13 protein-coding genes are annotated in these 13,285 nt (G+C 65.6%); 5 read left to right on the top strand and 8 right to left on the bottom strand.

The window, feature by feature from the left end; genetic code table 11:
• Positions 1–58 precede the first annotated feature (58 nt).
• From QA649_RS06720 to QA649_RS06710, 3 genes are read right to left on the bottom strand one after another with little or no spacing between them, the layout of a single operon-like run.
• Entirely contained in the window at positions 59–1,192 is a 1,134-nt protein-coding gene (locus tag QA649_RS06720) for a nickel/cobalt transporter (protein ID WP_283023494.1), read from the bottom strand.
• Positions 1,189–1,827 (bottom strand): DUF1007 family protein, encoded by a 639-nt coding sequence (locus QA649_RS06715; protein ID WP_283023493.1) that lies wholly within the window; start codon positions 1,825–1,827, stop codon positions 1,189–1,191. Before QA649_RS06715 ends, QA649_RS06720 begins: the two co-directional genes overlap by 4 nt.
• The gene (locus QA649_RS06710) at positions 1,827–3,908 is read right to left on the bottom strand and encodes a M3 family metallopeptidase (protein ID WP_283023492.1); all 2,082 of its coding nucleotides are present in this window, start codon (positions 3,906–3,908) and stop codon (positions 1,827–1,829) included. The genes QA649_RS06715 and QA649_RS06710 overlap by 1 nt, the downstream gene beginning before the upstream one ends.
• Before the next feature lie 137 nt (positions 3,909–4,045).
• On the opposite strand from QA649_RS06710, the gene QA649_RS06705 reads away from it, so the two are divergent.
• The 5 genes from QA649_RS06705 to QA649_RS06685 all read left to right on the top strand — a co-directional run bounded on the left by QA649_RS06705 (position 4,046) and on the right by QA649_RS06685 (position 8,865).
• Positions 4,046–4,300, top strand: a complete 255-nt coding sequence (locus tag QA649_RS06705) for a hypothetical protein (RefSeq protein ID WP_018648548.1) — start codon at positions 4,046–4,048, stop codon at positions 4,298–4,300.
• A 674-nt stretch (positions 4,301–4,974) separates the two neighbouring features.
• Positions 4,975–6,117: a type III PLP-dependent enzyme gene (locus QA649_RS06700; RefSeq protein ID WP_283023491.1), complete on the top strand. Its 1,143-nt coding sequence runs from the start codon at positions 4,975–4,977 to the stop codon at positions 6,115–6,117.
• A 134-nt stretch (positions 6,118–6,251) separates the two neighbouring features.
• A complete protein-coding gene (locus QA649_RS06695; protein WP_283023490.1) occupies positions 6,252–6,839 on the top strand; it encodes an N-acetyltransferase in 588 nt (195 codons plus the stop codon).
• A gap of 146 nt (positions 6,840–6,985) precedes the next feature.
• The gene (locus QA649_RS06690; RefSeq protein WP_026312917.1) at positions 6,986–7,375 is read left to right on the top strand and encodes a RidA family protein; all 390 of its coding nucleotides are present in this window, start codon (positions 6,986–6,988) and stop codon (positions 7,373–7,375) included.
• A gap of 47 nt (positions 7,376–7,422) precedes the next feature.
• Positions 7,423–8,865 carry a homospermidine synthase gene (locus QA649_RS06685; protein WP_018648552.1) on the top strand — a complete coding sequence of 481 codons (1,443 nt, stop codon included), beginning with the start codon at positions 7,423–7,425 and terminating at the stop codon, positions 8,863–8,865.
• Between the two features lie 164 nt (positions 8,866–9,029).
• Here QA649_RS06685 and QA649_RS06680 read toward each other — a convergent pair whose 3' ends face one another.
• From QA649_RS06680 to QA649_RS06660, 5 genes are all read right to left on the bottom strand, one after another.
• Positions 9,030–9,362 carry a hypothetical protein gene (locus QA649_RS06680; protein ID WP_260387890.1) on the bottom strand — a complete coding sequence of 111 codons (333 nt, stop codon included), beginning with the start codon at positions 9,360–9,362 and terminating at the stop codon, positions 9,030–9,032.
• A gap of 99 nt (positions 9,363–9,461) precedes the next feature.
• Entirely contained in the window at positions 9,462–10,178 is a 717-nt protein-coding gene (locus QA649_RS06675) for an MgtC/SapB family protein (protein WP_283023489.1), read from the bottom strand.
• A 123-nt stretch (positions 10,179–10,301) separates the two neighbouring features.
• The gene (locus QA649_RS06670) at positions 10,302–11,321 is read right to left on the bottom strand and encodes a WD40 repeat domain-containing protein (RefSeq protein WP_283023488.1); all 1,020 of its coding nucleotides are present in this window, start codon (positions 11,319–11,321) and stop codon (positions 10,302–10,304) included.
• On the bottom strand, positions 11,321–12,364 hold the full coding sequence (locus tag QA649_RS06665) for a GTP-binding protein (protein ID WP_283023487.1): 1,044 nt from the start codon (positions 12,362–12,364) through the stop codon (positions 11,321–11,323). The genes QA649_RS06670 and QA649_RS06665 overlap by 1 nt, the downstream gene beginning before the upstream one ends.
• Before the next feature lie 56 nt (positions 12,365–12,420).
• On the bottom strand, positions 12,421–13,284 hold the full coding sequence (locus QA649_RS06660) for a metal ABC transporter substrate-binding protein (protein WP_283025979.1): 864 nt from the start codon (positions 13,282–13,284) through the stop codon (positions 12,421–12,423).
• Position 13,285 lies beyond the last annotated feature (1 nt).

Here is a 13,285-nt window from a genome sequence, read left to right as displayed (position 1 = left end):
ACGGAGCAAGGCGCTCGACCGTCTTGCCCAATTAGCGCCGCGAAGTGCAGATGCGCCCTCAAAAACACGTCGTCCGTTCGGCCGCGATGTAGCCGAACAACAGGCCGACGCCGAACAGCAGCACGAGGGCGGCGGCGCCGAACTCGATGCCGCGCATGAACAGCGCGCCGCCGCCGTCGCGGCCTGCGCTGAGGCGCGCGGCGACGTCCTTGGCGGAGACGGCGATAACAGCGATGGCCGCGACCGTGATCGCGGTGCCGAGCCCCATCAGGAAGGTTGCGGCGATGCCGGCCCAGAACAGGCTCTGGGCCAGCGCGAACACCAGGACCAGGATCGCGCCCGAGCAGGGGCGGATGCCGACGGTGAGGATCGCCGCGAAGCCGCGCCGCCAGCCGCCGGGGCCGGCGAGCTCGCTCGGGGTGGGGCCGTGGGAATGGCCGCAATGCTCGTCATGGACGTGGTCATGCCCGTGATGGTCATGGGCATGGGCATGGGCATGTGCATGATCATGATCATGATGATGATCGTGCTCATGATGATCATGCGCATCGTGATGATGGTGATGGCCGTGATCATGATGGTCATGCGGCACGCCCGCGATCGCCGGCACCGGCTGGGCCGCCTGCAGCGCGCGGAGGAAGGTGCGGCCCTTGACCCAGACGAGGCGCAGGCCGAACAGCGCGATCAGGGCGTAGCTCGCGATCTCGATCGCCCCTTCCGCCTTGCACATCGTCTTGGCGGTCGCATTCAGCACCCAGGCGGAGATACCGACGATCAGGATCGCCACCAGCGACTGCATCAGCGCCGAGGCAAAGGACAGCGCGATGCCGCGCCGCGCGGTCTCGCGGTTGGCGACGAGATAAGAGGCGATCACCGCCTTGCCATGGCCGGGACCGGCGGCGTGGAAGATGCCATAGGCGAACGAGATGAACAGCAGCGTCCACACCGCCGAGCCGTCGGACTTCGCGGCGCGGATGGTCGACGACATCTGGCGATAGAATTCCGACTGCTTTGCCAGGAGCCAGCCAATCAGGCCGCCGGCCTCGGGTTCGGCCGCCTGCGCCGGCCGCGGCGCGCCAAAGGGGTTTTGCGCGAGCAGATCGTGAAGCGCGGCATCGGCCGCGACCATGACCAGCAGAACGGCAGCGCAGGCGATCAGCCCGCGGGTGAGCGGGGAGAGATGCTGCTTCAAGGGCAATCCACCGTGATCTTGTTGGCGAACATCATGCCGAAATTGCTGTTCTCGCCGTTCAGGAAAGTCTGCTCGTTCAGCTTCTGGGCGGTGGCCGAGCCGTCGCTGGGACGGTCGAGCTTCATCTGGCAACCCGCGGGCGCGCCGACCAGCTTGACCGGATTGTCCTTGGCCATCTGGAAGTCGATGAAGAAGGAGCGGTCGAACACTTCGAGCACCAATTGCCTCGGCTTGACCGGGTTCTTCAGCGGCAGCGTGAAGTGCAGGGTCAGGACCGTGTCCTTGTAGTCGAGGAAATAGTCGACCGGCTCGTTGAACCGCTCCTTCTTGCCGTCAGCCTTGGCGAAGGTGAAATAGGCATATTCCTTCAGCGACTCGACATTGGTCTGCGCCAGCGGCCCGAGCTCCTCGCGCGTATAGGCGCCCTTGGTCTTGCTCTCGAGCCCCTGCACCGCATAGGCCGAGAACATGTCGTCGAAGGTCCAGGCGTGGCGCACGCCGGTGATGCTGCCGTCGGCGGCATAGAGCAATTCGCTGGTCGCGGTGATCCAGACATGCGGATGCGCGCTCGCCGCGCCCGCCGCAAGCGTGAGGCCGGCGGCGAGCAGCAGACCTAACAGGCGGCGCATGCGCATCAGGCCGCCTTGGCGTCGTCGAGCAGGCCGCGACGGCGGAGCAGCGCGTCGGGCTCCGGCGGGCGGCCGCGGAACGCCTCGTAGGCGGCTTCCGGATCGACCGATCCGCCCGACGAATAGATGTCGTCGTGCAGGCGCTTTGCGACGGCCGGATCAAAGATGTTGCCGGCCTCCTCGAACGCGCCGAAGGCGTCGGCGTCCATCACCTCCGACCACATGTAGCTGTAATAGCCGGCGGCGTAGTGGTCGCCGGTGAAGATGTGACCGAACTGCGTGGGCCGGTGACGCAGCGCGATCTCCTCGGGCATGCCGATCTTCTCCAGCTCCTTTTTCTCGAAGGCGCGGACATCCTGCGCGGCGGCAGCCGGCTGGGTGTGGAACTCGAGATCGACCAGCGCCGAGGAGACGAACTCGACCGTGGCAAAGCCCTGGTTGAACTTTCGCGCGGCCAGGAAGCGCTGGAGCAGGTCGTCGGGCAGCGGCGCGCCGGTCTGGTAGTGACGGGCGAACTTCTGCAGCACCTCGGGCCGCTCCTGCCAGTGCTCGTAGAGCTGCGACGGCAGCTCGACGAAGTCGGTGAACACCGAGGTGCCCGACAGCGAGGGATAGGTCACGTTGGAGAGCATGCCGTGCAGGCCGTGGCCGAACTCGTGGAACAGGGTGCGGGCGTCGTCGGGCGACAGCAGCGAGGGCTCGCCGTCGGCGCCCTTGGCGAAATTGCAGATGTTGAGAATGAGCGGCGCGACGTCGCCGTCGAGCTTCTGCTGGTCGCGCAGCGAGGTCATCCAGGCGCCGGAGCGCTTCGACGGCCGGGCGAAGTAGTCGCCGTAGAACAACGCCTTGTGCTTGCCGTCCGGCCCCTTCATCTCCCAGACCCGGACGTCGGGGTGCCAGACCGGAACGTCCTTGCGCTCCTCGAAGGTGACGCCGAACAGGCGCGTGGCGCAGTCGAACGCGGCGGCGATCATGTGGTCGAGCGCGAGGTACGGCTTGATCGCGGAATCGTCGAAATTGGCCCGCTGCAGGCGCAGCTTCTCGGCGTAGAAGCGCCAGTCCCAGGGCGCGAGCTTGAAATTGCCGCCCTCTTCCGTGATCAGCGCCTGCATCTCGTCGCGGTCGGCGAGCGCCCGGGCGCGGGCCGGCTTCCAGACTCGCTCCAGGAGGCTCCGCACCGCCTCCGGCGTCTTGGCCATGGAGTCCTCGAGGCGGTAGGCGGCGTAGGTCGGGTAGCCCAGGAGGTTGGCGCTCTCCTCGCGCAGCTTCAGGACCTCGACGATGGTCGCGTTGTTGTCGTTGGCATTGCCGTTGTCGCCGCGGGCGATGAAGGCCTTGTAGACCTTCTCGCGCAGGTCGCGCCGGGCCGAGCTCTTCAGGAACGTCTCGACCGAGGAGCGCGACAGCGTGACGATGGCCTTGCCGGCCATGCCGCGCTCGTCCGCCGCGGCCTTGGCGGCGGCGACGAAGCTCTCAGGCAGGCCCTGGCGATCGGCCTCCCCGAGCTCCATGAACCAGTCCTGCTCGTCACCGAGCAGATGATGGCTGAAGCCGGTGCCGAGCTGGGCCAGCCTCTCGTTGATCTCGGCCATCCGGACCTTGGCCTCTTCGGAGAGGCCGGCGCCGGCGCGGTGGAAGCGGGTGTAGGTGCGCTCCAGCAGGCGGAGCTGCTCGGGCGAAAGACCGAGCGCGGTGCGGTTCTCGTGCAGCTGGGCGATGCGACCAAACAGCACGGCGTTCATCATGATCGGATTCCAGTGCCGCGCCATCCGCAAGGAGACTTCCTTGTCGATCTCCAGGATGGCCGGGTTGGAATGCGCCGAGACGAGGTCGTAGAACACCGCCGCAACCTTGCTCAGCAGCTTGCCGGAGCGCTCCAGCGCCGTGATGGTGTTGGCGAAGTCGGGCGCCGCGGGATCGTTGGTGATCGCCGCGATCTCGGCGGAATGATCGGCGAAGGCCTGCTCGAAGGCCGGGAGGAAGTGCTCCGGCGTGATCTCGTCGAACGGCGGGGTCGCAAACGGCGTCACCCAGGCCTTCAGCAGCGGATTGATCCCGGAGTCCGTGGTTTGGCGGGGTTCTGACATCGCAAGTCCCGATTTTTGTGGCTCGATTGTTACGGCCAGCTATAGCACGCGATGGGGCTTTTTTGAGCCATTTGGCCTTGCTCCCGGGCGCCTTTTCGGGGAGATTGCGGCCCTCGAAGACAGGACCCCTGAGCCCCATGAACGCGCCTTCCTCGTCGTCCCGCCAGATCGTCTGGCCCAGCGTCATCACCGTCATCAGCGCCGCCATCCTGATCGGCGCGGAGGTGTTCGGCGCGGCCTTTGCCGGCGGCTGGGCGCTCGCGATCCTGTTCGGTCTCGGCGATCAAGGCGCCCACATCCTGCAGGCCGTGCTGTTCGCGCTCGGCGTGCTCGTGATGACCGCCTTCATCCGCGGTGCTCAACGCGTCGAGCCCTTCACGAAGCGCGGCTGACGCTTCACGCGCGTGAGCATCACGCGCAGCGCAGCGAAAACTTAACGCTCGTTCATCTTCAGCGTCGTTCGCGCAACAGCGCGCAAGCAGACGTTAGGCAATTCTGTCCGCAGCCTAAAAAAATTCTTGCGAACCAGAGTCAAAACGCTTATGTGCGGACTTGCCCAATTTCGCACGTGCCTGTGGTCGTGTGTCAGTCGGTAGGTATCCGGACAAGAGGCCGGACAGCCGCCAAGGGGTGAAGAAGCCGAGGGGCTCTTCGGAAGTGCGGAAGTCGAGGACCGAAAGGTCGAACGACCGAAGCAAACCCGGAGCGTCCAGCATCTCTCTCAAAGAGATGCCTAGTCGAAGGTGACTTCGCTCTTTGCAACCGTGACTGGCAGCCGGAGGCGAACCGGCGCACCCCGCTCTCAACGGGGGACGCGACTTAAAGCAACGACGGATCGGGCTTTTTTGGTCTCTACCGGCATTCCAACGCCGGCGCGGGCTACTGAAAAGGCTTGTCCTTCATTGCCAGGTGTGCGGGCGGGAATCTCTCCCAACCAATCCACGGCAGCACAGTCTGGTTTGAGTTTTTTGGCCTCAGCGCGCCTCCATCGCGCGATGTGGCCGAAGCACTCTCATCAGACGTCACGTTGATGCGGATCCCGTCGCTGGGACCGTTGGAGAGTGCCATGACCGAACGAATCCAGGAATTCCTGCGTAACCGCCGCAAGGAAGGTCTCGACACCGAGCCGTGCCTCGTCGTCGACCTCGAGGTCGTGCGCGACAATTACCAGAGCTTCGCCAAGGCGCTGCCCGACAGCCGCGTGTTCTACGCCGTCAAGGCGAACCCGGCGCCGGAAGTGCTCTCGCTGCTGGCCTCCATGGGCTCCTGCTTCGACACCGCGACCGTCGCCGAGATCGAGATGGCGCTGACCGCTGGTGCGACGCCCGACCGCATCTCCTTCGGCAACACGATCAAGAAGGAGCGCGACATCGCGCGCGCCTTCGCGCTCGGCATCCGGCTGTTCGCGGTGGATTGCGTCCCCGAGGTCGAGAAGGTCGCCCGTGCCGCTCCCGGCGCGAAGGTGTTCTGCCGCATCCTCTATGACTGTGCCGGCGCCGAATGGCCGCTGTCGCGCAAGTTCGGCTGCGACCCGGAAATGGCCGTCGAGGTGCTCGACGTCGCCAAGCGCCTGGGCCTGGAGCCGTGCGGCATCTCCTTCCATGTCGGTTCGCAGCAGCGCAAGGTGAAGGCGTGGGACCGTGCGCTGGCGATGGCCTCGCAGGTATTCCGCGACTGCGCCGAGCGCGGCATCAACCTCTCCATGGTCAACATGGGCGGCGGCTTCCCGACCAAGTACCTGAAGGACGTGCCGCCGGTCGTCACCTACGGCCGTTCGATCTTCCGCGCGCTGCGCAAGCACTTCGGCAACCAGATTCCGGAGACCATCATCGAGCCGGGCCGCGGCATGGTGGGCAACGCCGGCGTCATCGAATCCGAGGTCGTGCTGATCTCGAAGAAGAGCGACGAGGACGAAGTGCGCTGGGTCTACCTCGACATCGGCAAGTTCGGCGGTCTCGCCGAGACGATGGACGAGTCGATCCGTTATGCCATCCGCACCCGTCACGACGGCGCGGACATGACGCCGTGCGTGCTCGCCGGTCCGACCTGCGACAGCGCCGACGTGCTGTACGAGAAGAGCCCGTATCCGCTCCCCGTCACGCTCGAGATCGGCGACAAGGTGCTGATCGAAGGCACCGGGGCCTATACGTCGACCTACTCGTCGGTGGCGTTCAACGGCATTCCGCCGCTGAAGACGTACCACATCTAAGCCGCCTCGCTTTTTCAGAGGCCTGACGAACCCGGGAGCCGGCTTGCCGGCTCCTCCCTGACATCTCGATTTTCTGACGACGTCTTGGACAGGCGTGCTGATCGCACGCCGGTTCAAGCGGGGACTGACGCGCCATGACTGCTTTTCGGAAGCCACAAGTCGCCCTCACCTCGAAAGCCGCTCCGTTCGCGATCCGTGCGGAACGTGCTGTCGACGTCGCCGCCCGTGAAGCGCTGCTGGATGCCTGCTTTGGCGAGAACCGCCATGACCGCACCTGCCAGCGCCTGCGCGACGGACGCGCGCCCGCCACAGGCCTTGCCCTGTCGGCGATGCGCGAGGGCACGCTCGTGGGAACCGTGCGGCTGTGGCATGTCAGCGCCGGAGGCAGGCCCGCTCTGGTCCTCGGACCATTGGCGGTGGACCCTGCCTGCCGCGAGCTCGGGATCGGCGCCGCGCTGATGCATCAAGCGCTGGCCGCCGCCCGGGCGCGCGGGCATGAAGCCGTGATCCTGCTCGGCGATGCCCCATATTACGCCCGCTTCGGCTTCGCGGCCGAGAAGACCGGCGCCCTGGTGCTGCCCGGCCCGTTCGAGCGCGACCGCCTGCTGGCGATCGAATTCGCCGAAGGTGCGCTCGATGGGGCCGCCGGGATGATCGTCCCGACCGGCGCGGCCCTGCCCAAACGGAGGTCGGTTCGTCCCCTCCAGGCGCAGGCGGCCTAACGGATCGCTCTCATAGCGACGACCGAAGCCGCATCGAGCGGCAACGCCCGGCCGCGCCTGCGCCAAACCCGTTCCTTGGGGGTTGCGCAGGCGCCGGAAACGCCCTTTAACCCCGCGAAACACCCCTTCAGTCGAGGCCCATGACCATGTCCCGTCGCCTGATTTCCACCGGCTCCCCGCTCGAGAAGACCGTCGGCTACAGCCGCGCCGTGATCGACGGCGAGTTCGCCTTCGTCGCGGGAACCACGGGCTATGACTACACCACGATGACGATGCCGGCCGATGTCACGAGCCAGTCACGCAACTGCTTCAAGACCATCGAAGCCGCCCTGAAGGAGGGCGGATTCGAAATGGCCGATATCGTCCGTGCGACCTACTACGTCACCGACGCCAGCTACATCGATGCCCACTTCGCCGTCTGCGGTGAAGTCCTCGGCGACATCAGGCCGGCTGCGACGTTGCTGGTCGTCACCGCTCTCGCCAAGCCCGAGATGAAGGTCGAGATCGAAGTCACCGCCAAGCGCCGCAGCGCCTGATCCACCCCTCACCATCGTCTGCCAGCACGTTCCGGAGAAACTATTCCATGAGCCCTCCCTCGCAGATCTACGCGAAGATCACCGGTCCCATCGTTATGGTCGGCTTCGGCTCCATCGGCAAAGGCACGTTGCCGATGATCGAGCGGCATCTCGATTACGACAAGTCGCGCGTCACCGTGATCGACCCCAAGGACGAGGGCCGCAAGGCGCATTGCGAGAAGCAGAATGTGCGCTTCATCCAGAAGGCCGTGACGAAAGACAATTACCGCGAGCTGCTGACCCCGCTGCTCACCGAAGGCGGCGGCCAGGGCTTTTGCGTCAATCTGTCGGTCGATACCGGCTCGACCGACATCATGGAGCTCTGCAACGAGCTCGGCGCTCTCTATATCGACACCGTCAACGAGCCCTGGCTCGGCTTCTATTTCGATGCGTCGAAGGGCCCGGAAGCGCGCTCCAACTACGCGCTGCGCGAAGTGACGCTAGCCGCCAAGAAGGCGCGCCCGGCGGGCTCGACCACGGCCGTCTCCTGCTGCGGCGCCAATCCCGGCATGGTCTCCTTCTTCGTCAAGCAGGCGCTGCTCAATGTCGCCGCCGACCTGAAGCTCAATGCCCCCCGTCCGAAGACCAAGGCCGAGTGGGCCGATCTGATGCGGCAGGCCGGCATCAAGGGCATCCACATCGCCGAACGCGACACCCAGCGCTCGAAGAAGCCGAAGGAGCCCGACGTCTTCGTCAACACCTGGTCGGTGGAAGGTTTCCTGTCGGAAGGCGTGCAGCCGTCCGAGCTCGGCTGGGGCACTCACGAGAAGTGGATGCCCGAAAATGCGCGGACCCACGAGGCCGGCTGCGGTGCTGCCATCTATCTGATGCAGCCCGGTGCCAACACGCGCGTGCGCACCTGGTGCCCGACCCGCGGCGCGCAATACGGCTTCCTCGTCACCCACAACGAGTCGATCTCGATCTCCGATTACTTCACGGTGCGTGATGCATCGGGCAAGGCGGTCTACCGGCCGACCTGCCACTATGCCTATCATCCGGCCGACGATGCCGTGCTGTCGCTGCATGAGATGTTCGGCCGCGCCGCGAAGATGCAGGAGAAGCACCACATCCTCGACGAGAACGAGATCGTCGACGGCATCGACGAGCTCGGCGTGCTGCTGTTCGGCCACGACAACAATGCCTATTGGTACGGCTCGCAGCTCTCCATCGAGGAGACCCGCGCGCTCGCGCCCTACCAGAACGCCACCGGCCTGCAGGTGACCTCCGCCGTGCTCGGCGGCATGGTCTGGGCGCTGGAAAACCCGAACGAGGGCATCGTCGAAGCCGACGAAATGGATTTCGATCGCCTGCTGGAAATCCAGCTGCCCTATCTCGGCCCGGTGAAGGGTTTCTACACCGACTGGACGCCGCTGACGGATCGTCCGGGACTGTTCCCGGAGGATATCGACACCAGCGATCCCTGGCAGTTCCGGAATATCTTGGTGCGGTGAGGCGCCAAACTTCGCGCCCCACGCTCAACTGTCATGCCCCGGCTTGACCGGGGCATCCGGTACGCCGCGGCTTCTCCGCATGCCATCGCTGTCTCTGGAATACTGGATCGCCCGGTCTTCGCCGGGCGATGACACCGTGTACGTCTAGAGAACTCGCTCCTTCGCTACTTCTTCTCAATCGGCGGCGCGATCTTCTCCGCGGGAGCCGGCGGCAGCGCCGGCTTGGTCGCCGCGCCCTGTGTCTGCGGCTCGGGGCGTGCCGGCTCGGGGGCGGGTGTGGTCGGCCGGTCGCCGCCGGGCTTGGCTTCCGCGGGCGTCTTGCCCTGCTCGTCGGACGGCGTGCCCTGGAGCGGCTGCGTCGCCTGCGCCAGCTCCGACCGGCTTTCGGCACGGATTTGTGCCAGCGACATCACCGACACCACGACGCCTGCTGCGAACAGCAAACCGGCAATTGTCAGGTCGAGCTTCAATCTGCGCTTATTATCTGGGCCGGGCATGTCGATCACCGCCTTTGTCCGCGGAATCAACGAAACCAGGGCGTGCCGGTTCCGAGACCGAAAGCCGGGAACCACCCATCACGCGCCCAAACGCCGCCCTCACTCCGTCGTGCTGACTTCCCAGGTGGCGTGACGCACGCCCGGCAGATGCTGCAGATCGGTCGCCACCGCGTTCAGCTCGTTCGGATCGACCGCGGTCGCGACCAGCTTGGCGACGATCTCCAGATTGTCCTCGCCGATCTCGGCGACCTCGACATCGGCGACCGGGTATTTCGCGGCCTCGAGCTTGTCGACGAGACGGTCGCGCATGTCGGGCAGGGCGTCAGTCGCGACCGCCAGCTTGAAGTAATAGGTCGCCTCCAGCGCCTTCTCGTTCAGCGGGATGCGGTTGATGGCGTTGACCAGCGGGCGCAGCATGGTGTTGCCGGCGATGACGAACACGGTGAGCGCCGCGGCCTGGGCAACCATGTCGGCGCCGGCGCAGGAGCCGACCGCGGCCGAAGCCCACAACGTCGCCGCGGTGTTGAGCCCACGCACGTCCATGCCCTGCTTCATGATGACGCCGGCGCCCAGGAAGCCGATGCCGGAGACCACGTAGGCGATCACCCGCACAGCACCGTCGGCGCCGTCCAGATGCATGGCGAGATCGACGAAGGCGGCAGCGCCGACCGCGACCAGCACATTGGTGCGCAGGCCGGCGGTGCGCTGGCGGTATTGCCGCTCGGCGCCGATCAGCGTGCCCAGCACAAAGGCCGTGGTCAGGCTGACCAGCGTGTCGGCGAAATCGGCAAGCTGGAAGGTCGTCAGAAACCGCATGAATGTGAGCTGCCGTAGGGTGGGCAAAGCGAAGCGTGCCCACGGCTCCCGTCAAAGCAAAAAGATCGTGGGCACGGCGCAAGGGCGCGCCTTTGCCCACCCTACGGCGGGAACGATGACAGATTAAAGCTCCAGCAGACCGCCATCCCCATTTTCATCCGCGAACGCCAGCAGCGTGCCCTTGGCATTCCAGGCGAGCGCCGCGACCGGCGGGGTGCCGTTGCGGCGGACCAGGATCTCGGCGCCGTCCTCCATCCGCACCATCAGCACGGTGCCGTCGCTGTAGCCGGCGGCGAGGATGTCGTTCTTGGGATGGCAGGCCACCACCGAGACGCGCGCCTGCAGCGGCGCGAGCATCGCGGGCTCCTTGCCCATCGGACCGTCCTTGCTGGCGAAGGGCCAGATGATGACGGTGTCGGCGCCTGAGGTCGCCAATCCCTTGCCGCCCGCGCTCCAGGACACCGAACGGACCCGGCCGGGATAGCCGGTCATGCGCATGTGCCTGTTATCGGCGAGCCGCCAGCCATGCAGCGCCGGCTCGTGCATCGCAGTGACCAGGAACTTGTTGTCGGGGCTGAAGGTGACCGCGTGGTGCGAGCCGGCCCAGGGCAGGAATTCGGCCGAGCCTTCCATGTTCGGAAACCACAGCGTGGCGCCGTTGTAATGCGCGATCGCGAGCCGCAGTCCCTTCGGCGCAAACGCAAGGCCGCCGACGGTCGAGGGCACCTCGAGCGACTTCTCCTCGGCCTTGCCGCTCTTGACGGTCGCCGTCTTGCCGGCCGACCAGGCGAAGGCACCATCGGCGTGCAGCGCAACCGCATCGATCCAGCGACGCTTCGGGTCGGTGGCGAGCAGGGTCACCTCGCCCTTGGCATCGAGCGAGACGACCTTGCCGTCGTCGCCACCCATGACGAGGCGCTTGCCGTCGGAGGCGGCGGAGAGAATGCCGCCGCTGTGCACGGCGACCGTCGTGATCTCGCCTTGCGCGTCGACGAACTTGACGTTTTCCTCGCCGCCGACGAAGGCGGCGCGATCCCTGAGGAAATGCACCGAGGTCACGCCCATGCCAAGCACGATCGGCTTGACGCGGTCGGTGACGGAGACGATCGAGGCGGAATCGGGGGGCGGCGAAAACTCTTTCATCACGAGACGATGCAGCTCTCGAAGCCTTCGCGAATGGCCTTTTCCGGCAATTCGCGGCCGATGAAGACGAGACGGCTCTCGCGCGGCTCGCCCTCCTTCCACTTCCGCTGGTGGTTGCCCTCCAGCATCATATGGACGCCCTGGAAGACGTAGCGGTCGTCGTCGTCGTGGAAGGCGAGGATGCCCTTGGAGCGCAGGATCTTGCCGCCCTCGACCTGCACCAGGTTCTGCAGCCAGGGCATGAACATGTTGGGATCGAGCGGCTTGTCGGTCTTGAGCGACAGCGACTGCATGTCCTCGTCGTGATAGTGCTTCAGGCCGTGACCGTGATCATGGTGGTGATGGTCGTGGCCGTGATGATGGTGATGGTCGTGGTCATGATCGTCGGCCTCGAGGAAATCCGGCTCGATGTCGAGGATGCGGTCGAGGTCGAACGCGCCGCGGTCGAGCACGTCGGCCAACGCCACCGAGCAGCGCTCGGTGCGGTGGAGTTTCGCATAGGGATTGATGCCGCGGATGCGGGCCTCGACCTCGGCAAGCTCGGGCTTGGTGACGAGATCGGTCTTGTTCAGCACGATGACGTCGGCAAAGGCGATCTGGTTCTTGGCCTCGGGCGCGTCCTTCAGGCGGTCGGACAGCCATTTGGCGTCGGCGACGGTGACGACCGCGTCGAGCCGGGCGTTCTTCTGCACGTCCTCGTCGACGAAGAAGGTCTGGGCGACCGGGGCGGGATCGGCAAGGCCGGTGGTCTCGACGATGATGGCGTCGAACTTGCCTTTGCGCTTCATCAAGCCGTCCATGATACGGACGAGATCGCCGCGCACGGTGCAGCAGATGCAGCCGTTGTTCATCTCGAACACTTCCTCATCGGCGCCGATGATGAGGTCGTTGTCGATGCCGATCTCGCCGAATTCGTTGACGATGACGGCGTATTTCTTGCCGTGGTTCTCCGACAAAATGCGGTTCAAAAGCGTGGTCTTGCCGGCGCCGAGATAGCCGGTCAGGACGGTCACGGGAATTTTCTGAGAGGTCGCTTCAGACATAACAACTCCGGACTTTAAGGCTTTTTCGCGCGACGCGAGGCGGGGTGGCCCCTGCCCTAATGGTCAAGCGCGCTGGTCAGGGCCTTTATATTGTGCCTGACCATGTCAATGTAAGTGGGTGCAGGCCCCTTTTCGCCGGTCAAACCGTCCGAAATCAGGGTCCCGCCGACCTTTGCGCCGGTCTCGGCGGCGATCCGGCGGATCAGGCGGTCATCGCTGATATTTTCCAGGAACACGGCGGGGATTTTTTGGGCCCTGATCTGGCCGATGATGGCCGCGATGTCCCGCGCGCTGGGCTCGGTTTCCGTGGAAACGCCCAGGGGGGCGATGAACTGGATGCCGTATTCGGCGGCGAAATAACCGAAGGCGTCGTGGGTGGAGATCACCTTGCGCCGCTCCGGCGGAATTTTGGCCACGGTCTCGCGGACCTCGCGGTCCAGCGTTTCGAGCTTTTCCAAATAGGCCTTGGCCTGGGCGCGGAAGAACTCCGCGTTGTCCGGGACGGCCGCGGCCAATGCATTGGCGATGTCGGTCACGTAGACCTTGGCATTGGGAACGGACTGCCAGGCGTGGGGATCAGCGGCCGAGCCGAGTTTGAGGGGCGCGATGCCGGCGCTCGCGGTGACCACCTGCGCCTTGCCGCCTGCGGACTGCACGAGGCGCGGCAGCCAGCCCTCCAACCCAAGCCCGTTGACGATGACGAGCTTCGCTTCCGCGACCCGCTTCGCGTCGGCGGGCGCCGGCGTGTAGACGTGGACGTCGCTGTCGGGCCCGACCAGTGTCGTCAGGTTGATGCGGTCGCCACCGACATTACGAACGAAATCGCCGAGGATCGAGAAGCTCGCAACGACGTTGAGCCGCTCGGCGGCGTGCAGCGGCGAGGCGATCATCAGCAAGGCCAGGAGCACAAGGAAGCGCATC

Origin of the sequence: Bradyrhizobium sp. CB1717, assembly GCF_029714325.1 — a bacterium.
Taxonomy (GTDB): domain Bacteria; phylum Pseudomonadota; class Alphaproteobacteria; order Rhizobiales; family Xanthobacteraceae; genus Bradyrhizobium.
This window is presented reverse-complemented; position numbering and strand designations above follow the sequence as displayed.

Coding starts and splice junctions, on each gene's coding strand:
- QA649_RS06685 (WP_018648552.1), top strand. CDS start 7,423: ATGAGCCCTCCCTCGCAGATCTACGCGAAGATCACCGGTCCCATCGTT.
- QA649_RS06680 (WP_260387890.1), bottom strand. CDS start 9,362: ATGCCCGGCCCAGATAATAAGCGCAGATTGAAGCTCGACCTGACAATT.
- QA649_RS06690 (WP_026312917.1), top strand. CDS start 6,986: ATGTCCCGTCGCCTGATTTCCACCGGCTCCCCGCTCGAGAAGACCGTC.
- QA649_RS06665 (WP_283023487.1), bottom strand. CDS start 12,364: ATGTCTGAAGCGACCTCTCAGAAAATTCCCGTGACCGTCCTGACCGGC.
- QA649_RS06700 (WP_283023491.1), top strand. CDS start 4,975: ATGACCGAACGAATCCAGGAATTCCTGCGTAACCGCCGCAAGGAAGGT.
- QA649_RS06660 (WP_283025979.1), bottom strand. CDS start 13,284: ATGCGCTTCCTTGTGCTCCTGGCCTTGCTGATGATCGCCTCGCCGCTG.
- QA649_RS06705 (WP_018648548.1), top strand. CDS start 4,046: ATGAACGCGCCTTCCTCGTCGTCCCGCCAGATCGTCTGGCCCAGCGTC.
- QA649_RS06710 (WP_283023492.1), bottom strand. CDS start 3,908: ATGTCAGAACCCCGCCAAACCACGGACTCCGGGATCAATCCGCTGCTG.
- QA649_RS06695 (WP_283023490.1), top strand. CDS start 6,252: ATGACTGCTTTTCGGAAGCCACAAGTCGCCCTCACCTCGAAAGCCGCT.
- QA649_RS06670 (WP_283023488.1), bottom strand. CDS start 11,321: ATGAAAGAGTTTTCGCCGCCCCCCGATTCCGCCTCGATCGTCTCCGTC.
- QA649_RS06675 (WP_283023489.1), bottom strand. CDS start 10,178: ATGCGGTTTCTGACGACCTTCCAGCTTGCCGATTTCGCCGACACGCTG.
- QA649_RS06715 (WP_283023493.1), bottom strand. CDS start 1,827: ATGCGCATGCGCCGCCTGTTAGGTCTGCTGCTCGCCGCCGGCCTCACG.